Annotated in this window: 22 protein-coding genes; 15 read left to right on the forward strand and 7 right to left on the reverse strand. The window is 48.0% G+C overall.

Annotated features, from left to right (window positions below; genetic code table 11):
- The first annotated feature begins 22 nt into the window (after positions 1-22).
- The 3 genes from ACUN27_RS12705 to ACUN27_RS12715 are packed head-to-tail and all read left to right on the forward strand — an operon-like array spanning position 23 to position 2,629.
- Positions 23-949: a dihydrodipicolinate synthase family protein gene (locus ACUN27_RS12705; RefSeq protein WP_326060845.1), complete on the forward strand. Its 927-nt coding sequence runs from the start codon at positions 23-25 to the stop codon at positions 947-949.
- Entirely contained in the window at positions 946-1,629 is a 684-nt protein-coding gene (locus tag ACUN27_RS12710; protein WP_315952409.1) for an N-acetylmannosamine-6-phosphate 2-epimerase, read from the forward strand. The genes ACUN27_RS12705 and ACUN27_RS12710 overlap by 4 nt, the downstream gene beginning before the upstream one ends.
- A 16-nt stretch (positions 1,630-1,645) precedes the next feature.
- Positions 1,646-2,629 carry an ROK family protein gene (locus ACUN27_RS12715; RefSeq protein ID WP_445559002.1) on the forward strand — a complete coding sequence of 328 codons (984 nt, stop codon included), beginning with the start codon at positions 1,646-1,648 and terminating at the stop codon, positions 2,627-2,629.
- A gap of 253 nt (positions 2,630-2,882) precedes the next feature.
- On the opposite strand, the gene ACUN27_RS12720 is transcribed toward ACUN27_RS12715, so the two are convergent.
- Together ACUN27_RS12720 and ACUN27_RS12725 are read right to left on the reverse strand one after the other, a co-directional pair.
- Positions 2,883-4,307, reverse strand: a complete 1,425-nt coding sequence (locus ACUN27_RS12720; RefSeq protein ID WP_445559003.1) for a discoidin domain-containing protein — start codon at positions 4,305-4,307, stop codon at positions 2,883-2,885.
- 182 nt (positions 4,308-4,489) lie between these two features.
- A complete protein-coding gene (locus tag ACUN27_RS12725) occupies positions 4,490-4,861 on the reverse strand; it encodes a hypothetical protein (protein WP_315952403.1) in 372 nt (123 codons plus the stop codon).
- Positions 4,862-5,186: 325 nt separating this feature from the next.
- On the opposite strand from ACUN27_RS12725, the gene ACUN27_RS12730 reads away from it, so the two are divergent.
- Entirely contained in the window at positions 5,187-6,518 is a 1,332-nt protein-coding gene (locus ACUN27_RS12730; RefSeq protein ID WP_315952402.1) for an APC family permease, read from the forward strand.
- Here ACUN27_RS12730 and ACUN27_RS12735 read toward each other — a convergent pair.
- From ACUN27_RS12735 to ACUN27_RS12745, 3 genes are all read right to left on the reverse strand, one after another.
- Positions 6,502-7,389, reverse strand: coding sequence for a LysR family transcriptional regulator (locus tag ACUN27_RS12735; protein WP_315952401.1), 888 nt, complete (start codon positions 7,387-7,389; stop codon positions 6,502-6,504). The genes ACUN27_RS12730 and ACUN27_RS12735 overlap by 17 nt on opposite strands.
- A gap of 81 nt (positions 7,390-7,470) precedes the next feature.
- A complete protein-coding gene (gene tatC / locus ACUN27_RS12740) occupies positions 7,471-8,229 on the reverse strand; it encodes a twin-arginine translocase subunit TatC (RefSeq protein ID WP_315952400.1) in 759 nt (252 codons plus the stop codon).
- Between the two features lie 28 nt (positions 8,230-8,257).
- Complete coding sequence (locus tag ACUN27_RS12745) at positions 8,258-8,485, reverse strand: MerR family transcriptional regulator (RefSeq protein ID WP_127450523.1); 228 nt, start codon at positions 8,483-8,485, stop codon at positions 8,258-8,260.
- A 231-nt stretch (positions 8,486-8,716) separates the two neighbouring features.
- Between ACUN27_RS12745 and ACUN27_RS12750 the strand changes: the two genes are divergently transcribed.
- The 7 genes from ACUN27_RS12750 (at position 8,717) to ACUN27_RS12780 (ending at position 15,839) form a co-directional block, all read left to right on the forward strand.
- The gene (locus tag ACUN27_RS12750) at positions 8,717-10,324 is read left to right on the forward strand and encodes a flavin monoamine oxidase family protein (RefSeq protein WP_445559004.1); all 1,608 of its coding nucleotides are present in this window, start codon (positions 8,717-8,719) and stop codon (positions 10,322-10,324) included.
- Between the two features lie 20 nt (positions 10,325-10,344).
- Positions 10,345-10,905: a RidA family protein gene (locus tag ACUN27_RS12755; RefSeq protein ID WP_445559005.1), complete on the forward strand. Its 561-nt coding sequence runs from the start codon at positions 10,345-10,347 to the stop codon at positions 10,903-10,905.
- A 20-nt stretch (positions 10,906-10,925) separates the two neighbouring features.
- Positions 10,926-11,138 carry a twin-arginine translocase TatA/TatE family subunit gene (gene tatA / locus ACUN27_RS12760; protein ID WP_315952397.1) on the forward strand — a complete coding sequence of 71 codons (213 nt, stop codon included), beginning with the start codon at positions 10,926-10,928 and terminating at the stop codon, positions 11,136-11,138.
- Between the two features lie 190 nt (positions 11,139-11,328).
- A complete protein-coding gene (locus ACUN27_RS12765; RefSeq protein ID WP_445559006.1) occupies positions 11,329-12,174 on the forward strand; it encodes an AraC family transcriptional regulator in 846 nt (281 codons plus the stop codon).
- Positions 12,175-12,374: 200 nt separating this feature from the next.
- A complete protein-coding gene (locus tag ACUN27_RS12770; RefSeq protein ID WP_445559007.1) occupies positions 12,375-14,177 on the forward strand; it encodes a CBM96 family carbohydrate-binding protein in 1,803 nt (600 codons plus the stop codon).
- Positions 14,178-14,411: 234 nt separating this feature from the next.
- Positions 14,412-15,254: an SDR family oxidoreductase gene (locus ACUN27_RS12775; protein ID WP_326059523.1), complete on the forward strand. Its 843-nt coding sequence runs from the start codon at positions 14,412-14,414 to the stop codon at positions 15,252-15,254.
- 75 nt (positions 15,255-15,329) lie between these two features.
- Positions 15,330-15,839, forward strand: a complete 510-nt coding sequence (locus tag ACUN27_RS12780) for a hypothetical protein (protein ID WP_127450038.1) — start codon at positions 15,330-15,332, stop codon at positions 15,837-15,839.
- Positions 15,840-16,158: 319 nt separating this feature from the next.
- Here ACUN27_RS12780 and ACUN27_RS12785 read toward each other — a convergent pair whose 3' ends face one another.
- Both ACUN27_RS12785 and ACUN27_RS12790 read right to left on the reverse strand, forming a co-directional pair.
- Positions 16,159-16,470: a hypothetical protein gene (locus ACUN27_RS12785; RefSeq protein ID WP_315952389.1), complete on the reverse strand. Its 312-nt coding sequence runs from the start codon at positions 16,468-16,470 to the stop codon at positions 16,159-16,161.
- Between the two features lie 66 nt (positions 16,471-16,536).
- Positions 16,537-17,544 (reverse strand): LacI family DNA-binding transcriptional regulator, encoded by a 1,008-nt coding sequence (locus ACUN27_RS12790; protein ID WP_326059527.1) that lies wholly within the window; start codon positions 17,542-17,544, stop codon positions 16,537-16,539.
- Between the two features lie 120 nt (positions 17,545-17,664).
- On the opposite strand from ACUN27_RS12790, the gene fucU reads away from it, so the two are divergent.
- The 4 genes from fucU (at position 17,665) to ACUN27_RS12810 (ending at position 23,833) form a co-directional block, all read left to right on the forward strand.
- A complete protein-coding gene (gene fucU, locus ACUN27_RS12795; protein ID WP_315952387.1) occupies positions 17,665-18,090 on the forward strand; it encodes an L-fucose mutarotase in 426 nt (141 codons plus the stop codon).
- An 83-nt stretch (positions 18,091-18,173) separates the two neighbouring features.
- Positions 18,174-19,964 carry an L-fucose isomerase gene (locus ACUN27_RS12800; protein ID WP_445559008.1) on the forward strand — a complete coding sequence of 597 codons (1,791 nt, stop codon included), beginning with the start codon at positions 18,174-18,176 and terminating at the stop codon, positions 19,962-19,964.
- 1,009 nt (positions 19,965-20,973) lie between these two features.
- Positions 20,974-22,296: a response regulator gene (locus ACUN27_RS12805; RefSeq protein WP_315952385.1), complete on the forward strand. Its 1,323-nt coding sequence runs from the start codon at positions 20,974-20,976 to the stop codon at positions 22,294-22,296.
- A gap of 112 nt (positions 22,297-22,408) precedes the next feature.
- Positions 22,409-23,833 (forward strand): ABC transporter substrate-binding protein, encoded by a 1,425-nt coding sequence (locus tag ACUN27_RS12810; RefSeq protein WP_445559009.1) that lies wholly within the window; start codon positions 22,409-22,411, stop codon positions 23,831-23,833.
- Positions 23,834-23,871: the final 38 nt, after the last annotated feature.

Genomic DNA, 23,871 nt, shown 5'->3' on the forward strand with positions numbered 1-23,871 from the left:
CAAAACCGGAGGTAAATGCAACATGAAATCCTATAATTTAGATCGATTTAGAGGGATTATAATTGCGATGTATTCTTGTTACAACGTTTCGGGTGAAATTGATTTGGCAGCAGCACGTCGTTTAGCCAGATATTATGCCGATTCAGGCGTCAAAGGCTTGTATATAGGCGGCAGTTCCGGCGAAGGTATGCTTCAATCTGTGATTGAACGCAAGCTGATGCTGGAAGCCGTTATCGGCGAGGTCGGCGACGAGTTGACGGTCATTGCGCACGTCGGAGCACCTGCTACGCGCGACAGCGTGGAGCTTGCCGTTCATGCGGAGAAAATTGGAGCGCATGCGGTTTCCGCTGTTCCGGCGATCTATTATCGTTTGTCGGCGCCAAGTGTAGAGGCGCATTGGCAGGCGATCATCGACAGCACGGATTTGCCTTTCATCATCTATCATATCCCGCAAACGACGGGCTTTCAGTTATCCGTGGGCCTGTTGTCCAAAATGGCAGCCCAAGAAAAAGTCATCGGCGTCAAAATTTCCGCAGAGAGCACATTCGAGCTGCAGCAGTTTAAAGCGGCCGGGGGCGAAGATTTTCTCGTTCTCAATGGACCGGATGAACAATATTTGGCCGGCAGAAGCATTGGCGCAGATGGTGGGATTGGCGGTACATACGGCGTTATGCCGGAGCTTTTCCTCCACATTGAAAATTGTTATGTGCAGGGACGGATGGCAGAGGCACTGAAATGGCAGTTTATTGTAAACGCACTGATTGTGGACCTATTGTCATTTCCTTCTTTGTATGGCGCCTGCAAAGCCATCTTGAAGCTGCGTGGCTACGACACAGGTGAACCGAGATTGCCGCTGCTGCCGGTTGCTGAAACGGATCTGTTCCGTATTCATGCGTTGAACGAGCGAATTTTAGGGTTCGCTGCGCAAGCGAAAGGAGAAGGGCTGTGACACAGAGATCAGGTGAACTGTTCCCCGCAAAAGGCTTGATCGTATCTTGCCAGGCGCTGCCTCATGAACCGCTCCGGGGCGGAGATACGATGGCCAAAATGGCCAGAGCCGCTGTGGAAGCAGGTGCAGTCGGAATTCGGACGAATGGCGTGTTCGACATTTTGGCTATTAAGCAGGAAGTGTCTGTGCCGGTAATCGGCTTAATCAAACGCGATATCGCAGGCTCGGACATTTTCATTACGCCTACGATAAATGAAGTGCAAGCAATCGTTTTGGCTGGCGCAGACGTCGTGGCACTCGATGTGACGGATCGCGAGGGCCGTCTGGAAGCCGTGGAACCATTGATTGCTCTAGCCCACAAGATGGGTGCAGCGGTCATGGCGGATATCTCCACGCTGGAAGAGGGGATTGCTGCAGAGCGCCTTGGTGTGGACTTGATCGGCACCACGCTTTCGGGGTATACCTCTTACAGCCGGCAGTCGGATGAACCGGATTTTGAGCTGCTGCAGCAGCTAAGCGAGGCGGTCAAGATCCCGGTTGTCGCAGAGGGGCGGATTTGGACGCCGGAAGAGGCTGCGAAAGCGCTGGAATGCGGTGCGGCTAATGTCGTTGTCGGCAGCGCAATTACCCGGCCGCAATTAATTACGGCTCGATATATTAAGGCGATGAGCCGAAGGTAGGGCAGGGGGGGAAGTGATGGAAACAATCCTATTTGATCCCCATTCGGATTATGCAATCGGCGTTGACATCGGCGGCACGAAAATGAATGCCGGAGTGGTCAGCTCGAGTGGCGAGGTCTTGTTCACAGTTAGTTTGCCGACGTTGGCAGGGGAAGTAAACACTAAGGACCGTGTTACGCAGACGATTCAGAGCTTGCTCTCCGAGGTTGAGGCCATCAAACCCGGCTGCCGATATAAAGGAATCGGTGTCGGCAGCGCAGGACAAATCGACTGGTCGACCGGACAAGTTCGGTCCGCCTCTGAGCTGCTCCCGGGCTACGCCGGGACACCGCTGAAGGTGCTGCTGCAAGCGCAGTTTCAGCTGCCCGTCACGGTGGATAATGACGTCAATGTCCTGGCTTTGACAGAGAAACACCTTGGCGCAGGGAAAGGCGTTCGTCATTTCCTGTGCGTGGCACTTGGGACAGGAGTCGGCGGCGCCGTTGTCGTTGATGGACATCTTGTGCATGGCTGCTGGGGCGCAGGCGGGGAATTAGGCCATCTCTCGGTGGATTGGAACGGAGCGCCCTGCTTATGCGGGGGCAGAGGCTGCTTGGAGCAATATGCGTCAGGTACGAATATTGCTAGCAGAATGACGGAGAAGCTGGCTTCACTGGGTGAGGCTCCGGTTGCTATGGATTCGCGAGAGGTTTTCTCGCGCTGGCAGTCTGGCGACCGTGTGGCTGCGGAAGTCATGGCGGAAACGATTGCAGCCTTGGGCTCGGCGTTGGCGTCACTTGTTCATATCTTTAATCCGGAGTTGATCATTATAGGCGGCGGCATTGCTGAAGCAGGTGATGATTTCTTGGATGCTATAAGGAAAGAGATGGCTGCTAGAACCATGCCGTCGATGCATGATGGCGTCAGGATCGAGAAGGCTTATCGTGGGAACTGGAGCGGGATGATTGGGGCTGCTTTGCAGGTGTGGGAGTATGCGGATCCTGCGATTTCATTGGATTGAGTGCCGTTAATTATGTAGTGCTCCAGATAAAATAGATGGAATTGCTACCGCTAATCTGTGCTGTTTTGTGGCTGGAAAAGGAACAGCGGTAGATACTCCATCTAAATCGCCGATAGCTGGGCCAAAGCTGCTACTTTCAGCTCAAACAACGGGAGTAACTCCCGTTGTTTGAGCATAATTGGCTTTCTCGCGCTGAATAGCTGTAGGAATCGGTGTTAAAGACATCCGAGCCGAGCCGGTCTCTCTTCGTTATTTAATTACCGTAAAAATCAACTTCCGTTATGGAGTTCCACCCATTGCCGGATGAATTGCCGTGACCGACGATGCGGACGTAGCGACCCGCCGTATCCGGGAAATCGTAGGTCACTTGCGACAAGGTCGTGCTGCTGATTTTATTCGTTAGCAGCGAGGTCCAATTCGTGTTGTCCGATGAAATCTGGACATCAAAGGTTGTCGTGCGAATGTCGCCTTGATGGAAGGCGATTGAAGCATAGGCGATGGTTTTGCTGGCGCCCAAATCGTATTTAATCCATTGACCGTCACCCTGAGAGGACCAGCGTGTGCTTAGGTTGTTGTCCAGCGTATTCGTGGCAACATTCCCGTCGTTGCCGCTATCGCTAACGGTTGAAACAGTCAGGAGGGAGGGCGTCGGCGTCCCGCCCGTGCAGGATGTATAAGTTGTAACGCCGGCGGTATACATGTTCCCCGCAGGCGTGCGGGTATTATTGCAGGCTTTCGCAGAACCCCCGTTCACCAGCACGACGTTAGGAGTAGCATTATCTAAATTGGCCGTATTGTTGTAAAAGTCATTGTTATAACCCCAACCTGGTGAACGTTCATGCACCTGGAAGGCGTCAACGATAATGGTGTTGCCATTGCGGTTCACGATGTTATTGCGAATGATGGAATTATTGCCTTTGACATCCATGAAGCTATCGGCTGCATTAGCACCACTGATGCCTGTGCCGTTAAAAGTGCTGTTCTCTACGATGGTGCCAGTCGTGCCTTCTTTGATATCAACGGATTCCGCTGTCACGTTCGGCCCAATCGTTACATTCGTAATGCGATTGTTATCCGCTTCCTTGACGTACGTTTCCCATTTACCGACATCAGAACCCACGTATAGGCCTTCGCCATAATCGGCGGTGACTTGTCCGGTATCATGCACGCTAGAGTTTTGAATGACGTTGTTGGAGCTTCCATCACGGTAATGAACGCCTTCTTCGCCAATATTATACACTTCGACGCCATCAATCAGGCCATAGTTGGCATTGTCGATCATAATGCCTTTCTTGGCATTGGTAATCTTCACGTTTTTCACTTGGGTGTAATCACCGGTCAAGTAAAGCGTGTAACCACTGGAAGTTCCTCCGCCATTCAAAATAGCTTTGTTCGTGGCGCTGGCGCTTTCAATGGTGATCGGATTCGCCGCCGTTCCGTTTACACCGGACACAAAGTTGCCTGTGTAGTTGCCTGCGGCAAGTATGATCCTGTCGCCGGGGGCGGCATTCGCCAGTGCGGTTGTCAGACACGAGGCTGTACTGCAGTTAACGGTAGCTGCTCCAGCTTGCGCCGGCAGTGCAAATGCAGCTGCTAGCGTCGAGACGAGCAGCAGTCGGGAGGATCTCTTCCTGAAAACGTTGGATAGGTTGGCTGTCCTCATTGAGAAATAAGTCATTACCTCATACCACCTTTCACCTATATGTAATCGCTTACAACAATGACGATAGCATATCATCCTCAACTTTTCAAACATTTTCGTACATAAACAATAAAAAAAGAACATTTTACTAGTGGTATAAGGGGAGGTTGGCAGGAATTAGCTATCAAAAAAGAGGCCCAAGGGCCTCTTTTTCCGTGTTAAGCATGTGCGGCTTGTTTAATCTCAAGCCTGGTCGTAGTCAAATATGTAAGCTCCGGCGTGGCAAACCTTTCCGCTAACTGCCGAAGGCGCATATAAATTGTTCTTAAAAGTACGCAATCCATCTGCGTAATCAGACAACGGTTTGCGATGAAATCGTCCATGCTGACTTTGATCAGGTCGTCGCTGTTGCGCAGATCGGTGATCTTTTGTTTGGTTGGATGGCCGAGATAGGCGACATATTGCGTTTGGAGGACGGCCTTTTGAAACAAGTCGACACACCGTTTTGAGACGTGTACCGCTCTTTTGGCCCCGAATGCGTCAGTGACAGTAAGCAATTGCTTCTTGGCGTCTAAGGAGCTCTTTTTCAAATAAACGATTTCGTGAGCCTCAATGCCCTCGACCAGCAGGCGGATAATAACGGCGTCCTGCGGATTTGTACAGCCAACCTCAATGTGTTCGATTTTCTCAAGTGTAAGAATACGAAATCAACTTCCCTTCCCAAGTAAAAATGATTTTCTGTAAAAGTTTCATGCTGCTTTCAGTAATTAGCAACTATATAAACTATGCAGGTGCAGGGAAGATTTATGCCGGATTACAAAAAATATAAATATTCAGAAAATAAGCAGGGAATGTCGGCTGCATGAAGAATTTGGTTGTTAACTTTGTGAATAAAGTTGTGAGGGGGTTGTCATTGTGACGAATGAAGTGGCGGATTTGAAAAAGGTATTAGGGTTAAAAGACGCGATTGGCATTGCCATTGGTCAAATCATTGGAGCGGGCATTATGTCCATTACAGGGATCGCTATTGGCTTAACAGGGACGGGGGTGCCGCTTGCTTTCCTGCTTTCCTCGATTTTTATGCTCATTATTACGATTCCTCTTGCGGTACTTGGATCTGTCATGCCTGCAACGGGAGGAATGTACACGTACACAAGCCGGCTGCTGTCTCCGAATGCAGGGTTTGTTTATCTGCTTTTATTTACTTTCGGCCATTTGACGATAGCGGTGTATGCCATCTCTTTTGCTCAGTATTTACAAGGACTTATGCCAGATGCGCCAATTATGCTGGTTGCCTTCAGTATTCTCACATTTTTCTATCTGATTAATTTGTTCGGCGTGAAATTCATGTCATCTTTGGGCAAATTGTTGGTCGTAATCAAGCTGCTTTCGCTGCTCGTTTTCATTGTGTGGGGAGTGACGGAAGTCGATTACTCGGTGTTTCATCCAAAGGAGATGATGCCAGGTGGCTGGACGGGGCTGCTAACGGCTGTAGGGATGACCTCCTTCGCTTCCGGCGGCGCGTATGCGGTTGTTGAAATGGGAGGGGAGATGAAGCGTCCTCATCGGGACATTCCGCTTGCGATATTAATTAGCAGTGGCATCGTTGCGCTGTTGTACATTGGTATTGGCATTGTGGCGACCGGTGTTTTGCCGGTTAGCGAGGTTGCGGGAGAGTCGCTTGCTGATGTGGCCAGAACGATATTGCCCAATCCGTTGTTTTTGTTTTTTATCGTTGGGGGAGCTATGTTCGCGCTAGCTTCAACCTTGAATGTAACCTTCTCTTGGGTGACGAGAGGAATGCTGGTCGCCTGCCGGGACGGTTGGCTTCCTGCCGCCTTTGGCGCCGTTAATCGCCGATTCGGCACGCCGCACTGGCTGCTGTCGTTTTACTATGTTCTCGGCGTCATACCGATCGTGACAGGCGTATCTTTAACGACGATTTCTCAGCTTGGCGTCGGCATCCTGCTTTTTTCAAGCATTTTCCCAGTCCTCTCGGCACTTCAACTACCACGCAAACATCCGGATCTTTACCGGAAAGCTCCCTTCACCATGAAACCGACACTACTATATATCATTGTCTCCGTAGCTGTTATTTTACTAGTGTACCAGGGTTATTTACTGCTAAGCCGGTTGTCAACGCCATTAATTATAGGGAATGTCCTGCTATTCATCGCTTCGATCCTCTATGTGAAAATGGTTGGCAGACGAAGAACTGATCGCTTAGAAATTAATTTAACGCAATAATCGCTTTTAATTCTTTGGCAAATTCTCTGGATGCGATGGATTGATGCCGATTTCTTAATCTGATGGAGCAGAAAGTGACATCCATGTCTTCTCCGGTGATTTCCAGGGCAATCGTGTTGCCTGTAAGAATATAGGGGTCATATTTCAAGCCGAGTTCGGTATAAAAGCCAATCGCAATACCCTCGGCAATCACGCGTTTCGCAGCTTCCGAGTTTCCGAGTTTGAATAAAATGTTCGGCTCCCCGTATTTTTTGAGCTTTTCAATTAAGTATTCGGAATTGAGCAGAATCGGTTGATTCGCTAGTTCCTCAATGGAAATGCTTGTCCGATGAGCGAATGGTGAATTTTTGCCTACACACGCCATGACTCGGTTATCCATCAGCTTTTCTACCGTTAATTGTTTATTGTTCTCTTCGTGCTGTTTTGACAAAGCAATTAACCCTATGTCCACGTTGCCGGAAAGAACCTCTTGTTTGATCTGCTGGTAATCAAGCTCAAGCATCTCTAACTCAACCTCAGGGTGTTTTTCTTTAAAAACCGCTAACGCTCCTGGGAGAACGCTTAAGCACAAGCTGGGTATGGACGCAATGGAGAGGAGTCCAGAGAGTTCTTTGTCATGATGACTGACGGACTCCCGAAGCTCCTCTACTTTGTTTATGATTTCTTCTGCTTTACTAATGATTAGCTTGCCTTCTACGGTAGGTGCGGCACCAAAACGGGATCGATTAAAAAGTTTCACGCCAAGTTCCTCCTCTAAAGAGACGATGGCTTGTGAAATATTCGGTTGGGAAACATGCAGTTTCTCAGCTGCAAGCGAAATAGATCCTGTTTGATTGATTTCAATCATATACAGCAGTTGTTCGATACGCATAATTCACCCTGCCCCTGTAGGATATCTTGGTGTAAATATATCCCATACAACAAGGGAAGGCAATGATAATGAAGGCCTATTTTAATAAGAAGGGAGTTCTGCGCTTACTTTACTGTTTTCGCGCATTTGCGCGTTAAACACGAAGCGGGAAAGCACGACGCTGATTTCATATAAAGCAAATAAGGGCACGGCAACCATCAGGTGTGAAATAAGATCAGGCGGTGAAATGAGGCTGGCCGTGATGACGAGAACCAGGTAAGCGTACCGGCGAAATTTGTGCAGCAGCTTCGGATTGAGCAGCTTGATTCGCGTCAGGAACATCACGACGATCGGCAATTCGAACGCAATGGATAAAGGGAGCACGATGTTCAACATAAAGCCGAAATATTGAGCGACGCCATAGGTTTGGGTTAAGCCAAGGTTTTCCGTGATGCGTACGGTGAATGTCATACACATCGGGAAAACGACGAAGTAGGCAAAGGAAAGGCCGATGATAAAGCAGAGAAACGTATAAGGGATATAACGCAGCGTTGCGCTTTGTTCTTCCTTGGTAAGACCTTCTTTCACGAAGCCCCATAGTTGAAAAAGGATGAAGGGCAGCGTAATCGTAAGTGAAATGACGAAAGCGATCATCATATAAATGCGAATACCGTCCATGGGAGAGAACACATGCCAACTCATAGTAGAAGCCGGTGGTGTTTCTTTGAAGTAAAGGAGAATTTTCTGTGCTGCGAAAAAGCCGCCGATCATAGTAAGAACTAACACGACCAAAATTCGAATAATGCGGGTTCGAAGTTCGGATAAATGGTCAACTAATGACATCATTTCTTTTAGTTGCATAGAAGGCGCCTCCAACTCTCAGTTTGCCTTACGAACCTGCCAGCATGCGCTTGAGCTCAAGGGTATGGAAGCCGTCCGACATTTTGGTATGAATGTCCATAATCATCTGAATATCCTCGAACGAATATTTGCGAACGCCACCTTTGCTCCTCTCCGGAAAAATAAGCTTCCGATCCTCGTAGTAGCGAATTTGTCTCTCCGATAATCCGGTTAATTCACTGACCACGCCGATTTGTATCACTTTCTTTTGCGTCATCTTCGTTATCATCGTTATCCAACCTCCAATTATGTAAGTTAAACTAACATGTAAGTGACGTAAACATAAGTAAACTCTATCATTTCGGCAAAAACAGATCAAATAATCCATTTTTATCCTAGTATAAGTTTAATTTATGTAATGTTATCTTACATAAACTAATGACGAAACCATTTTCCGTTGGTATGTTTAAGGTGCGATTTATCCAAACACGAACGAGGAGATGGGAGCATGGAGAAGACACCGATCAAAGAAGATCAAATTACACGTAGACAATTTTTGACGACAGTCGGAAAAGTAGGAGGGTCAGCCGCACTTTTCAGTGTAATGGGTACATTAGGTTTGTTATCCCCAGAGACAATGAAAGCAGCCGACTATACGCCTCCTTCAGGCTGGGATCTCACATCTACCAATCGCAATGGTAAGAAAGTCATCATTTTGGGCGGAGGAATTGCAGGTTTAACAGCCGCCTATGAACTAGGGAATGCGGGGTATCAATGCACTATACTAGAAGCTAGAGCTCGTGCAGGCGGTAGAGCGTGGTCGGTTCGCAGAGGAACAGCGGTCACAGAAATTGGTGGTACCAAGCAAGTTGCCCGCTTTGATAATGGGATGTATTTTAACGCAGGACCGATGCGGATTCCACAGTTTCATGTGACTTTGGATTATGCCCGTAAATTCGGTGTAGCGATCGAGCCTTTTAACAATGTGAACGAAAGTGGCTACTATTACAATGAAAATGTTGGCGAGCTATCGGGTGTGAAAATTCCGAAGCGCCAGGCGAAAGCGGATGTAAGAGGTTATGTCGCCGAAATGTTGGCGAAAGCAGTGAATCAGAAGGCTCTGGATCTCCCGCTGACAACGGAAGAAAAAGCGAAGCTTGTCGCCTACTTGAAATCCGAAGGGGATCTGAATGCGGATCTGTTCTACAAAGGCTCGGAGCGGGCCGGGTACACCGAGGAACCAGGCGGTAAATTCGACTCCGGCGTCCGGAAAGATCCTTTTAGCTTAAAGGCCATCATCAATTCCGGTTTTGGGCAATTTTTTAGCAGCGAATACTCCTATGATCAACAAATGATGATGTTCCACCCGGTTGGCGGGATGGATATGATTGCCAAAGCTTTCGAGAAGCGTGTCAGCGACAAAATTGTCTTCCATTCCGAAGTCCAAGAAATTAAACAATCATCCGACGGCGTAACCATTCTGTACAAGGATTTGAACACGGGTGCCGGTAAAGAGATTTCAGGAGACTTCTGTATCTGTACCATTCCACTGCCTGTTCTCAATGATATTAAGGCTGATTTCTCCGCTGAAATGAGGACAGCGATTTCCAAGATTGCTTACGCATCTGCAGGTAAAATCGGTCTTCAATTCAAACGCCGCTTCTGGGAGGAAGATGAGTTCATCTATGGCGGAAGCACACTGACGAATATGGATATTTCCAGCATTTATTACCCGCCTACCGACTATTTTGCGAAAAAAGGGCTTCTGCTCGGGTACTACGCCTTCGGCGGAAATGCGGATAAACTCGGCAAAATGACGCCGGCCCAGCGCGAAGATTATGCATTAAGCCAAGGCGCTAAAATCCATCCGCAATACTATAAAGAGTTTGAAGCTTCGTTCTCCATTGACTGGAAGAAGATCAAGTATAATCTGGGCGGATGGGCGTCCTATACGGCAGATGACCGTAAAAACTACTATCCGACGTTATGTAAGCCGGACGGGCGTATTTATTTGGCGGGAGAGCACATCAGCTATATTACCGCTTGGCAAGCAGGGGCTATCGAATCTGCAAGAAAAGTGGTCACCGAGATTCATGAGCGCGTCATGAAAGAGTAGACAAAGAGGAGCGATGAACGATGATCTTAACTAAAAAAGTGAAAACCATAGCAGCTGCCACCATAGGTTCATGCCTCATTTGTGTTAGCGCTTATGCAGCAGGAGCTGAGAAGACAAATAAATACGCAGCGGAGCCTATTAATGAAGTCGAGTTCTACGGCAATCCGAGCTCTTCGATTTCTGCGGGCGTATCCGTCCCGGCCGGCTCTTCCTATTTGTTTACAAGCGGTACCGTGCCGCCGGTTATTAATAAGGATGGCAAAACCGTTTATGAGCGTTACGGGGATACCAAAACGCAAGGTATCGGTATTTTGAAGGAAATTGAAAAGCAATTGAAGGAGAAAGGCTTGACGCTTGCCGATGTCGCTTATCTGCGTGTCTATGTAACAGCTGATGCCGCCAAAGACAATAAGTTTGACTATCAAGGCTGGTTTGATTCTTATGCCCAATTCTTTGGGACGGAAGCCAATCCTGTGAAACCGGCGCGTTCCACAGTAGGCGTGGCAGGCCTTGTCAGCTCTGACTGGTTGATCGAAATCGAAGCGGTAGCGGTATATCCGAAACATCATAACCAAGACTAATGAAACGGAGTTGATGATCTATGCTGCAAAATATCGGGTTTCCAGGTCTTATGTTAATCTTAGTTGTTGTGCTGGTGTTATTCGGGCCATCCAAGCTCCCGGAGCTTGGGCGCGCTGTTGGACGTACGCTGCATGAGTTTAAGAGCTCGGCAAGGGAGCTTGTTTCCGAAAGTAAAGAAACAGCGGACCATATCGAGAACGATGATAAGCTGCTTGATAAAGCAAAAGCTTAACTTGACGGTGTGAAGACAAGAAACCTGTACCTGCGATCCTCCTTAATTGCGAGGTAGCAAGTGCAGGTTTTTTTGCCTATAAAAAACACTGGCAAACCTAGGTTTTACACAATTGCAGGAAGGCTGGATGTGATATAGTGTGCTCACGCAAAAGGCTGCCATTTCATTCCATTAGTTGGAGGGATCGCGATTGAAGCTAAGCACGAATGTCGATGTGAGAAAAGAACCGTTTCACCTGAACCATTACAAGATCAGCCGAAAGCCCGCGTGGGAAATTTACCATGCTCATCCTTGTATGGAATTTCTGTATGTCTACGAGGGCCATGGCCGTGTCGAGGTGAATAAGCAGGTTTTGCCTGTTGAACCTGGCACGCTGCTGGTGTTTCAGCCATTTCAATTGCATCGGCTTCAAATCAAGGGGCCGTTCGTCCGCTCCATTCTCATGTTCGATCCCTATAAGCTCGATGCAGCGCTGCTCGCTTTCAGCGGAATACGTCAGTGGTTCAATATCCTCTGGAAGCAGCCGTTACAATGTCAGGCTATAGGGGAGCAGCAGCATGTGGCTGTTTTATTTGAGCGACTCCACGAGAAGCTGGCGCGTACGCTCCTTCATAAACAGGAGGAAGAGTTCATTTTATCGCTTTTAGCTATTCTTCAGGGGATTGAACCTGTGAGGAAAAAGCTGTACAGCGGTCTTGAAGACAAGCTCAGACCACGTTATTCGCATACCGCCATACAGATGATCGAATGGATTGAACTTCACTATAAAGAGAAATTCGATTTAAATCGGATGTCCGAGGATTTGCACTTATCCACCTATTACTTGTCTCATACTTTTCGGCAGTCTACGGGCAGTTCCATCACGGAATTTATCGTGGCACGCAGGCTAAAGGAAGCCTGTTTGCTGCTCGAAACGACGAATAAAACGGCCGGCTTCATCGCGCAGGAGGTCGGCTTTCTGAATGGATCCTATTTTTGCAGGGTGTTTAAAACGGTGCTTGGCATCACCCCGAAGACATACCGTATGCAGCTTTAGAAATACCGCAATACAGTGCAACTTCTAGACAATAAATGGACACATGCTGGGCTGGCAATCTTTTATACTTTCATATGTAAGCGTTGCCAAGTTGGTGAGAATGTGTGGAAAAGAGGAGCGTGTGAACCTGTCTGCTTCTGATTACCTCTGATTTACCGGGCAACGAGAAGAAGATTTGAACTTTTGGGAGGAATGGTGTAATGGTTACAATCGTTCGCAAACATGCAGGGAAGACTTGGGCTGCGGTGCTGCTCTCATCTTGGATGCTGATGACGCTGCCATCGTTCGCAAGTGCCGCAACGTCGACGCTCACTCCGTCTGATGACGCTTACGTTCATCAAAGTAACGGGGATTCCAATTATGGGACGGCAACTTCCTTGTATGTCAAAAATGATGCAAGCGCATCTCGCTACTCGTATCTTAAATTTAATCTAAGCGGTCTAACCGATGTGACAAGCGCCAAATTGCGCGTGTACGGGAGTGCGTCGGCAGCTACGGTTCTATCTGCTTATCAAACGGCTGACAGTTGGACGCAGTCGGCGCTTACCTGGAACAATAAGCCTGCGGTGGGTAGTTCGGCTGGCAGTGTTTCGATCAATACGACGAATACGTATAACGAAATTGATGTGACGTCCTATGTAACTGCGCAAGCTGCAGGGGATGGCGTTGTTTCTTTTGCACTCCAGGAAAGTGTCGGCAAGTATACAACCCTGAACAGCAGTGAAAATGCGGCGAATAAACCTCAGCTTGTTATCGTTAGCGGCAGTGCGGGCGGAGGCGGGGATACGCAGGCGCCTTCTGCGCCTTCCGGTTTGACGGGATCAGCGGCCTCCAGCTCGCAAATCAATTTAAGCTGGAACGCCTCCACCGACAATGTGGGGGTTACGGGCTATGATGTGTACCGTAACGGCACATTCCTGAAGAACGTGAGCGGCACTTCAACTAGCGATACCGGCCTGACGGCTTCGACGACTTACAGCTATTATGTCAAAGCGAAAGATGCCGCAGGCAATGCCTCCGCGCAGAGCAGCACGATCAATGCGACAACGAGTGCAGGGACACCGCCGACGGGCTGCACGAATGCGCTGAATACAACAGCTGCCATCCAGGATGCCATGCTGAATGCGTCAGCAGGCAGTGTCATCTCTATTGCTCCGGGCACTTACGTAGGCAACCGATCGACAAGTGGCGATCCAGGTGGTCAAGGGTTGTTCTACTCGGGTAAAAGCGGGACATCTGCGAATCCGATTATCTTGAAAAGCTGCGATGCTGCAAACCCTGGGATCCTCAAAGGTGTGAATGTGAACGATGGTTCCTATGGCATTCATCTGACAGGTGATTACTGGCAAATTCGCGATATCGAGATCACCAATGCCCAAAAAGGAATCATCATTGATAACGGGAATCGCAATCTGTTAAACAATGTCGAAGTTCATTACGTGGGAGACGAAGGTGTGCATTTCCGTGACGGCAGCTCGAACAACACATTGGAGTATTCTTTGATCTATGATACCGGCAAATATCAAGCGGGTTACGGTGAAGGGGCCTATGTAGGTTCGGATTCGAGCTCGAATTATGAGCATGTTGTGACAGGAAATGTGATCTCACACACGAATTTTGACGGCGGGATTACCGCTGAACATATTGACGTTAAAGAAGGAGCCAGCGGTACAATTATTGAGTACTGTACGTTCAACGGAACCGGTATAAGTGGAGCGAACAGTGCGGACAGCTTTATCGATATCAAAGGTGTAAATACAATCGTGCGCTATAATCAAGGGTTCCGAAACGGCAACTCCAACGTGCTGGATGCGTTCCAAGTTCGTACCCATGGCACGGAGTATGCGACAGGTACGAATAATGCTTTTAACAATAACACCGTAAATTTGGATAACTCAACAGGCTATGTAGTTTATGCGACAAGCGCTGCTACGGGGACGACGGCACAGAATGACACCCGTACGGGCGGAGGTAATTTGTACAACTCCAATGTGAATAAATGATAGCGAAGAAGGAGAAGCCCCTGATGTGGGGCTTCTTTTAGTTTGAGGGAATTAGAGAATTAGTGGGCGTTATTGGAATGGAATGAAATTCCCAGTGAGAGGGGATTAAAAGTTGGCGTTATGGGCATGCATGAGAATGATTGCTCTCGCTTCATCACTTTTACATATCGACATTGTGAAGTTTGTGTGGGATTATGTAGGGGAGTGATGGCGAGATGAGAGGCGGTGGCGGTGATGGGGAGTACACGTGGAATCGCACTGGTGACAGGCGCGTCCAGCGGATTCGGCTTATTAACGTCCATAACGCTGGCTCAAAAAGGGTATCATGTGATCGCGTCGATGCGGGACTTGAGCAGGGGCGATTCTTTGCTGCTGCAAGCGGAAAAGGCAGGCGTAAGCTCAGCTATCGACACTTTGCGCTTAGATGTAACGATTCAGACATCGATTGAAGAGGCTGTTTCTGCTATCATGAAGAAGTATGGACGAATCGATGTGCTGATTAACAATGCCGGCTTCGCTGTTGGCGGCTATGTGGAAGAAGTTCCGATGGAAGCCTGGCGATCCCAACTGGAAACGAATGTGTTTGGTGTCATTGCCACGACCAAGGCCGTTTTGCCGATTATGCGCGCTAACCAATCAGGCTGTATCGTCAATGTGAGCAGTGTGAGCGGGCTGTCAGCCTTTCCCGGTTACGCGCCGTATAGCACATCCAAGTTCGCGATCGAGGGTTTTAGCGAATCCCTTCGTTTGGAAATGCTGCCGTTTGGCATTCGCGTACATCTGGTTGAACCGGGAGCTTACCGCACGGAGATTTGGCGAAAAGGTTTCGAGGCTATTCATACGACGGAAGCATCGCCGTACTGGCAGCAGCTCAGCAAGGTGCTGGCGTATTCGCGGAAAGCGGCAATGACAGCCCCCGATCCGCAGGAAGTGGCAGATACAATCGCGCGCCTGGTGGACAAGCCGGGAACGAAACTTCGCTATCCGCTTGGTCGCGGCGTGCAGATGGGGCTTTGGGCTAGAAGTTTTTTGCCATGGAAATGGTATGAAGGCCTATTACATCGATTGTTGAAATAACAATGACAATGACAGTGGTAGTGACAGTGGCTGTAACGGGGAGTCCAGAATGCAGAAAATCAAGGAGTGAAATGAATGTCTCGCAAGTGGGAACGAATGGTCAGTAAAAATGCTAAGAAAATCAATAAGGATAGGTCCAAAAGAGGGATTGCCCCAATTTCTACAGATCCTGATCGGGCTGAAGTATTTAAGGGCAGAAGCATTATGTTAGCTTTGTTTTTCGTTCTGATTTCCGTCTTTCTATTGTTGACTTTGACTAAAACGAGTGGGGACACCATGTATTGGTATACAACTTGCGCCTATATGGTTGTTGGTTTGTTCGTTTATTTCATTCGCAGACCTTATCTCAAGGTGAGTAAGACGAGTTTATCGAAGCGTGGATTTGCAAGAGAGCTGGTACTTGGCGCGGATAACATTAACGAGATCGTGTATGCGCCAGGACAAGTGGTTATTCATCTGAAAGGCAAGTCCCCGCGCTGGGTGTACAACAGAACGTTGAATCGTTTTGACGTGGCGGCCATGGCGGGCAGATTGAAGAAATTTGCTGAGCAGAATCAAGTTGCTTTTGTGGATAAAACGGTATAGGCATGAATGAAGCTGTCTTCATGGGTCTGAGGGACCTTTTGGAGACAGCTTTTTTTTGTTTGCCGTGGTGCAGATGAGGGAGATAGGCGAGATAAGGGAACACCAGGGCGCTATTTTGATGTAATTGGCCATTTGAGCCATTGTAAGGGAACTGTGGGTCACTATTTTAAGGTTTTTGGATAAAATGGGGCGATTTCGCTGGAATAGAACCCTGTAGTTCCGTTTCCGCTGCCAAATCGCCTGTTTTCCAGAGAATAGCGTCTTGTAGTTCCGCTAAATGTAAGTAACGTTGGCCGCCATATTCAAACGAATGCCGCGCTTAATCATATTTATCCTCGTCAACTCGGAGGACATTATCCATGATCAACTCGGCTTCTGTCTCGAAGTTGAGGTGAAGCGGTGCGGGGAGGATGTCCAGGATGTCCTGCACCATCTCCAAATTCATCAGATCGTCGATGGAATGCGGCCGCGGCTCCAATGCCTGGACCCATTCACGGAAAACATCGATGAATAGGTAAAAAGAGGACTGGAATTGGTCCGCGACTGCTTCCTGCTCATCGTTTCGCGAGGCTGACATGGCGTTCCAGTTGTCGATGGTCGTTTGCAGGGCTTGTTTAACGGTTGGATTCATGTGATCTCCTTTGATAACTTGTTGATTTTGCTGCGCGTGCGGCGTAAGAGAATAGGGCGATTTTACTCACCCCAAAGCTTGCGCAGATGAACGAATGAGCAGCTCCGAAGGCAGGATCATCTTCCGATGCTCCGGCGTTGCTTCGCCCTCAATGCGCTCAATGAGCAACTGCATGCCCAGTGCACCGAATTGATAGGCCGGCTGTGAAGCTACGGTCAAAAAAGGATTTAAGGCATCCGTGGGGCCAAAACCATCGAAGCAAACGAGCGAGAGATCGCTGGGAACCTGTAGGCCGCGTTTTCTCAAGGCTTGAATGGCGCCAATGGCCAGCATGTTGTTAGCTGCAAAAATGGCGGTAGGCGGGTTCTCGTGATGGATCAGCGCATCAAGCGCGGATTCATCTTGAAAATCCCGAAAGTTCCGATGAATCACGAGCGAATCTTCGACAGAGAGCCCGTTGAGCAGATGTGCTTCGCGATATCCTGAATATCTTAGTCGAGCGGTAGAGACATCAGGGGAACCGTTAATCATGGCGATCCGGCGATGCCCGAGCTCTATCAAGTGCTCTACAAGCTTTCTTGCGCCTTCCTTGCTGTCCCCAAGCACGAGATCCGCTCCAATGCCCGGAATTTCACGGTCAAGCATAACGAAAGGAATGTTGTGTTTTTGCAGCTGCAGCAAATTCTCGAGCGAGTGATCCCCGGTAGGGGCGAACAGGACGCCATCCACACGGGTAGACAACATCATATCGACATAACCTTTTTCCTTCGCGTAGTCCTCATCGCTATTTGCGAACAACAGCCGGTAACCGGCCCGAAGAGCGGCATCCTCAGCCCCGCGGGCGAGTGTTGTATAAAACGGGTTCGTAATATCTGTTATGAGCAGTGACAGAATTTTCGTCTTTTGAAGGACGAGGCTGCGGGCCATCGAGTTCGGAATATAGTGAAGTTCTTCCATAACCTTCTTCACACGCTTGCGCGTGGCTTCGCTGATACGGCCCGTGTTATTGATAACTCGGGAAACGGTCATGGCGGAAACACCGGCTTTTTCAGCGATGTCATAAATTGTAATCAAGTAGCGTCACCTTTTCATTCATATATTTGTCTATTGTATAGAAATTAAAGATTGACAGCAAGGCTTAAAGTTGATAATTTTGAGTTACCGATAACACATACTTTTGAGGAGGTCTTGAATATGCTAAAAGGGATACCCCCTATCTTGTCACCTGAATTATTGAAGGTGTTGATGGAGATGGGCCATGGTGATGAAATTGTTTTAGCGGATGGGAACTTTCCGGCAGCAAGTCATACGAATCGTCTGCTTCGATGCGACGGCCATGGCGTTCCGGAATTATTGGAAGCGGTTTTATCGTTGTTCCCACTGGATACATACAGTGAACAGCCGGTAGCTTTAATGGCCGTTGTCCCTGGAGATCAAGTAGAAACGCCGATCTGGGGCGTATACGAACAAATCATTCAAAAGCACATGAAACCTGAGATTGAGTACGTAGAACGCTTTGCATTTTATGAAAGAGCTAAGAAAGCCTATGCCATTGTAGCAACAAGCGAGAAAGCTCTGTACGCCAATGTAATTTTGAAAAAAGGTGTTATTAGCTCATAATTTGAATTATCGATAACTCTAAAAAGTCGGCGTGTGATAGAACCTTTTAAATCGCAATAACCCACTACTGAGGAGGATAAAAAATGCCAAACAGCAATCACAGATGGAACCAGGATTTCCCGAAGATCGGGATCAGACCAGCGATTGATGGCAGAAGAAAAGGGATTCGCGAATCCCTTGAAGAACAAACGATGAACATGGCTAAAGCCGTAGCGGCACTATTGAGCGAAACTTTGAAATATCCCAATGGCGAGCCTGTTGAGTGTGTCATCGCGGACACTTGCATTGGCGGGGTAGCGGAAGCAGCAGCTGCAGCAAACAAGTTCTCGAAATCCGGTGTAGGCGTGTCTATTACGGTTACTCCTTGTTGGTGCTACGGAACAGAAACGATGGATATGGATCCTTCCACACCGAAAGCGATTTGGGGCTTTAACGGTACAGAGCGTCCTGGCGCTGTTTATTTGGCGGCAGTTTTGTCCGGTCACGCCCAAAAAGGGATTCCTGCCTTCGGTATTTACGGGGAAGATGTGCAGGAATCCGGTACGACGGACATTCCTCAAGACGTTCAAGAGAAATTGATCCGTTTCTCTAAGGCTGGTCTTGCAGCCGCTTACATGAAAGGCAAATCGTACTTGGCGATTGGCTCCGTTTCCATGGGGATTGCGGGTTCAATCGTGAACGAGGAGTTATTCCAGAACTATCTGGGCATGCGCAACGAATATGTCGATATGTCGGAGCTGGTTCGCCGCATAGAGGAGGAAATTTTTGATCCGGAAGAGTACCAATTGGCGCTAAACTGGGTCAAAGAGAACTGCTCAGAAGGGCCGGATAATAATCCAGCTGCCATCCAAACAACACGTGAAAGAAAAGATCAAGACTGGGAAACCGTAGTGAAAATGTCCTTGATTGTCAGGGACTTAATGATAGGCAATCCACGTCTGGCTGATCTTGAATTTGGAGAAGAAGCGCTTGGTCACAACGCGATCCTTTCCGGCTTCCAAGGCCAACGTCACTGGACAGATCACTTCCCGAACGGCGACTTTATGGAAGCGATTTTGAACACATCCTTTGACTGGAATGGCAAACGTGCGCCTTATTTGGTTGCTACGGAAAACGACAGCCTTAACGGGGTAGCGATGCTATTCGGCAATCTTTTGACGAACACGGCGCAAATTTTTGCAGATGTAAGAACATACTGGAGTCCTGATGCCGTTAAACGGGTAACAGGGCACATTTTAAGCGGTGCGGCAAAAGACGGCATTCTCCACTTAATCAACTCGGGTCCAGCAGCACTCGACGGTACAGGTGAGCAGTCGCGTGACGGTCAGCCTGCCATGAAACCTTATTGGGAAATTACCGATGAAGAAATGAACAAATGTCTGAAAGCGACATCTTGGCGCCCGGCTTCCCTCGAATATTTCCGTGGGGGCGGATACTCGTCAGACTTCCTTACCAAAGGTGGAATGCCTGTAACGATGTCCCGAATCAACCTTGTGAAGGGCTTAGGACCTGTCCTGCAATTAGCCGAAGGTTACACTGTGGATCTACCTGAAGATGTTCATAAGACATTGGACGATCGTACGGATCCAACGTGGCCGACAACTTGGTTTGCTCCGATTTTGACAGGTGAAGGGTCATTCACGGATGTATACTCGGTTATGGATAACTGGGGTTCGAACCATGGTTCCATCAGCTACGGCCACATTGGTGCAGACTTGATCACACTAGCAGCGATTTTGAGAATTCCGGTTTCCATGCATAACGTGGCCAAAGAGCAAGTTTTCCGTCCGCGTGTTTGGAGCAATTTCGGAACGTCCGATCCGGAAGGTGCGGATTTCAGAGCTTGCAGCTCTTTTGGTCCTTTATACAAGTAAGAGGAAACGTGTATTAAGGTAAGAAATTCAAGGCTTGGAAAGCGAAGCTTACCGCGTGAATTTATTGCAGCAGAAAACCCGTTCTCATCGTTATTTGATGGGGGCGGGTTTTTTGGTGTTTGGGGGAGAGCATGGAATGCTGATTGCATCAGCGTTCTAATGGTGCATCTTGAGGTGTGCAGCCTCAAGAAAAGCTAAGGTGGCTTCGAAGCCACCTTAGAGGAACAATGAGCCGCTATTTCGCAGAAAAGCGGCGATAGAGCCGTTGCAGGGGAACTACAGGGCTCTATTTCAAGGTATTAGGCGGATTTTCCGCCAAATACCTCGAAATAGCGTACCGTAGTTCCCCTTCCTTAGAAAAAAGGCGCATTCCGAAGAAATAGCGCCCTGTAGTTCCCATCTGCGGCTGGGCCGAGCCGGCAGAGATATTAGAGGGGAGCAATCGCCCTCTCAATTGTTTATGCTAGTTTAAGAGCGAGCTATGCGCGACTTTCGGAGGGGTTGAGTGTGAGCGCTGGTGAAATCAGCGTTCTAGTGATGTGTCGTGGATAAATAGTGTTTAATTGTAGATTGCTAGTGCTAGTGCTGCATTGGTGATTCGATGTGAAGTGAAGCGAAGCAATGTAATGTAATGGTTATACTAGCGCGACGGCTGCATGCCCAATTCATTGGAGCTCATCTTATGGAAACTAAAGCAGTGTATAAGCATGAAGACTTAGAAGCAGCAGTCAACTCCAAGTAGAACAAAAAGGGAATGGATATGGGGTGGAAAAACGAAGCGCCAGTATTTGAAATCCTGTTCAAACCATAAGCATCCATTCAAAAGAACACGATTTCAAGAAACGGTTGGAATCCCATATCCAATTCCCTCCCCGTGCTCAAACGTATGGGTTTATGGCAAGTTGTTCATAGTTACATCCGACACAATAAACGTAATAAAAACCATAGGAAAGCCAATTGTTGTACTATAAAATGAAGAGGATGCATGAAAAGAATACCGAGGTGACCTATGGTAAATATTTTAGTTGTCGATGATGAACCTATGATCTGTAAAGGTGTTGCAACCATTTTGAAGCAATCCAAGCTGGATATTGGCGAGGTTTTTATTGCATATAACGGGTTTGAGGCGCTCGATTTCATCCATTTGGAGAAAATTGATCTCGTGTTTACCGACATTCAGATGGAAAAGATGAACGGTATTGAATTAATTGAAAATATATTCATGGAAGACCCATCGATTCCGATTGTCATTTTATCCGCTCATGGCGAGTTTGAATATGCGCAGAAGGCGATTCGTTTCGGAGCCAAGGAATATTTGGTTAAGCCGATTACGCCGCCGCATCTGATTGCGGTTACAGCGAAGCTGCTTAAGGAGAAGGAAGAACGACAGCAGCATTTTTCCAATTGGGAAGGCAACCGCACGTTGGCGGACATTACGACGCTGGAAATGAACTATTATTTGAGCGAGATTGTCACGGGAACCGTCCATGAATCCGAAGTGCCCGACATTAGGGAGAAGCTCGGGAGTCGTGCGTCCGGCACCCATTACAGCATGCTGGTGATCAAGTTATTTTTAAACCGGGGCGGCATTAGAGATGAGGAGATAGCAACGCTGAAGGACCGTAGTCTTCTGAAGTACGCCGCTTTGAATATTATTGAAGAGACGGCAAGCCAGTGGAGCCACCTTGTGTTCAATACGCACAATTCCACGTTTTCTTTGTTGATGCAAATCCCTGAGGAAGAGAAACAAGGAACGCTCAGTATTAATCAGATGCTGATGGTAGCTCAAATGATACATGCGAATTTGCAAAAATATGTGAATGTCAAATGTCAAATCGGCATCAGCCGCATTCAGGAAGGCATCATCAAGTGGCCCGTTATCTACAAAGAAGCGATGGAGAGCTTGACGTGGGGAGAGACGCAGAAAGACCATTATATGTTTTACATAGAGGATATCGGGAAAACGACGAATGAGCAGAATTTAACGAACACGCAAGTGGACGAGGCGAATAATCGCATTGTTTTTGAGACGAAAACGTATATTGAACATCATTTCTGCGATAAAGGGCTGAAGCTGCAGGACATCGCAGACAGTGTGCATTTGAGCCCCAATTACTTGAGTTATTTGTTTAAAAGAGTGATGGGCCAGGGGATTTGGGACTATGTGACCCAGCTGCGTATGGAAAAAGGGAAGCAGCTGATTCTCACGACAGATAAACGCCGATACGAGATATCGGAGGAGATCGGGTACGAATCGCCGGAGCATTTTAGTAAAATATTTAAAAAACATTTTGGGGTGAATATTTCGGAGATCAAAGTGGCGGGACCGTAATATGCGACATGATTAGCGTAACAAGGCACATCGCTAGGCGGCCGGGGTACCCCTTATAATCGGAATTGTAGCAGCAAACGTAATTAACATGATTTTGAAAGGGGAACCAACGATGAGAGGTAAGAAGACATCCGCAATTACGGCGATTGCCCTGACGGTCTTTTTGGCAGGATGTGGTGCACCATCCGCAACAACTAACGCGCCAAGCGCGAGCCCTGCCGCAACAGGGGCAACCAACGCTTCCACAGCAACTCCTGCTGCCAAAAAGGTGACTATCACCGCCCAAGGCTTCAAGCCGGACCAAAAAGAGAAAAACGATCAACTGGATCAGCGGATCGCCCGTTTTAAAGCGAAAAATCCGAACGTTGAATTTAAGAAAGACGACTGGCAGTACAATCCGCTTGAAATCGGGATCAAAATGGCTTCGAACAGTGCTCCGACCGAATACACCACCTATGCAACGGAAGGCAAGGTGCTCGTTGATAAGAAATGGGTAGCGGACATTACCGATTCCATGAACGCCTGGGAGCACTCGAAAGACATGAATGATCTCCTCTCCAAACCGTTCGTTGTGAATGGCAAAACGTATGGGGTGCCGATCGATGGCTACGTTATGACGATTACATTGAACAAGAAATTGTTCAAAGAGAAAGGCGTCGATCTTCCGCCTATGGATTGGACGTGGGATGACCTTCTTGCAGCTGCGAGAAAAATCAACGACCCGGCCAAAGGGATCGCAGGATTTATCCCTATGGGGAAAGGTCCGGAAGAGGGGTGGAACTGGACGAATTTCCTCTATGCAGCGGGTGGAGATGTGCAGAAGCTCGACGGCGGCAAAGTCGTAGGCATATTCAATTCCGACGCGGGTTTGAAAGCGCTTGAATTTTATAAAAAGCTGAAAGATGAAAACTTGATTCCGCAAAACTGGGCACTCGGTTACGGGGATGCATTAAGCGCATTCTCTCAAGGACGCGGCGCGATGGTCATGTGTGGAAGCGGAAATGCAGCAGATGCAGCGATTAATGAAGGCGGTATTTCAAAAGAGGATATGGTTGTATATCCGATGCCAGCCTTGACCAAGGGCGGCAAGCATACGGGCGTTCTCGGCGGCAACTACCGAGTGATCAATCCAAAGAGCGACAAAGATCAGCAGACTGTGGCTTTTAAATGGATTACGGATGAGTACTTCACGGACGATTTCTTGAACTCCACGAAAAAAGAGATCGAGGACCGTAAAACGAAAAACCGTGTCTACATTCCGCAGCCGATCAACTACTGGAAAGATTCCTCCGATTTCGGCAAGAAATACACGGACTTATTAGCTAAATATGACAACGTCTTCAAATACGATCCGCAGCTGCTCAGCCTCTGGGACGGCAAGCCGGAAGCACAATATGAAGCGCAAAAGTATTACACAGAGATGGCCAATGTGATCCAAAAAGTGTTCACAACCAAAGATGTAGATTTGAAAAAGGCTCTAACAGATGCGTCGAATAAAGTGCAAACGGAAGTCTTTGATAAAGTGAAAGTCGAATAGCGACCGGAACAATCGGATCTAAGCTGCCTTTGCGGTTT

Source organism: Paenibacillus sp. WC2504 (assembly GCF_052682475.1).

Bases quoted from the DNA above. Each gene is read 5' to 3' on its own strand.
- ACUN27_RS12705 (WP_326060845.1), top strand. From the start codon at position 23: ATGAAATCCTATAATTTAGATCGATTTAGAGGGATTATAATTGCGATG.
- ACUN27_RS12715 (WP_445559002.1), top strand. From the start codon at position 1,646: ATGGAAACAATCCTATTTGATCCCCATTCGGATTATGCAATCGGCGTT.
- ACUN27_RS12720 (WP_445559003.1), bottom strand. From the start codon at position 4,307: ATGACTTATTTCTCAATGAGGACAGCCAACCTATCCAACGTTTTCAGG.
- ACUN27_RS12735 (WP_315952401.1), bottom strand. From the start codon at position 7,389: ATGCGTATCGAACAACTGCTGTATATGATTGAAATCAATCAAACAGGA.
- tatC (WP_315952400.1), bottom strand. From the start codon at position 8,229: ATGCAACTAAAAGAAATGATGTCATTAGTTGACCATTTATCCGAACTT.
- ACUN27_RS12745 (WP_127450523.1), bottom strand. From the start codon at position 8,485: ATGACGCAAAAGAAAGTGATACAAATCGGCGTGGTCAGTGAATTAACC.
- ACUN27_RS12750 (WP_445559004.1), top strand. From the start codon at position 8,717: ATGGAGAAGACACCGATCAAAGAAGATCAAATTACACGTAGACAATTT.
- ACUN27_RS12755 (WP_445559005.1), top strand. From the start codon at position 10,345: ATGATCTTAACTAAAAAAGTGAAAACCATAGCAGCTGCCACCATAGGT.
- tatA (WP_315952397.1), top strand. From the start codon at position 10,926: ATGCTGCAAAATATCGGGTTTCCAGGTCTTATGTTAATCTTAGTTGTT.
- ACUN27_RS12770 (WP_445559007.1), top strand. From the start codon at position 12,375: ATGGTTACAATCGTTCGCAAACATGCAGGGAAGACTTGGGCTGCGGTG.
- ACUN27_RS12775 (WP_326059523.1), top strand. From the start codon at position 14,412: ATGGGGAGTACACGTGGAATCGCACTGGTGACAGGCGCGTCCAGCGGA.
- ACUN27_RS12780 (WP_127450038.1), top strand. From the start codon at position 15,330: ATGTCTCGCAAGTGGGAACGAATGGTCAGTAAAAATGCTAAGAAAATC.
- ACUN27_RS12785 (WP_315952389.1), bottom strand. From the start codon at position 16,470: ATGAATCCAACCGTTAAACAAGCCCTGCAAACGACCATCGACAACTGG.
- fucU (WP_315952387.1), top strand. From the start codon at position 17,665: ATGCTAAAAGGGATACCCCCTATCTTGTCACCTGAATTATTGAAGGTG.
- ACUN27_RS12800 (WP_445559008.1), top strand. From the start codon at position 18,174: ATGCCAAACAGCAATCACAGATGGAACCAGGATTTCCCGAAGATCGGG.
- ACUN27_RS12805 (WP_315952385.1), top strand. From the start codon at position 20,974: ATGGTAAATATTTTAGTTGTCGATGATGAACCTATGATCTGTAAAGGT.
- ACUN27_RS12810 (WP_445559009.1), top strand. From the start codon at position 22,409: ATGAGAGGTAAGAAGACATCCGCAATTACGGCGATTGCCCTGACGGTC.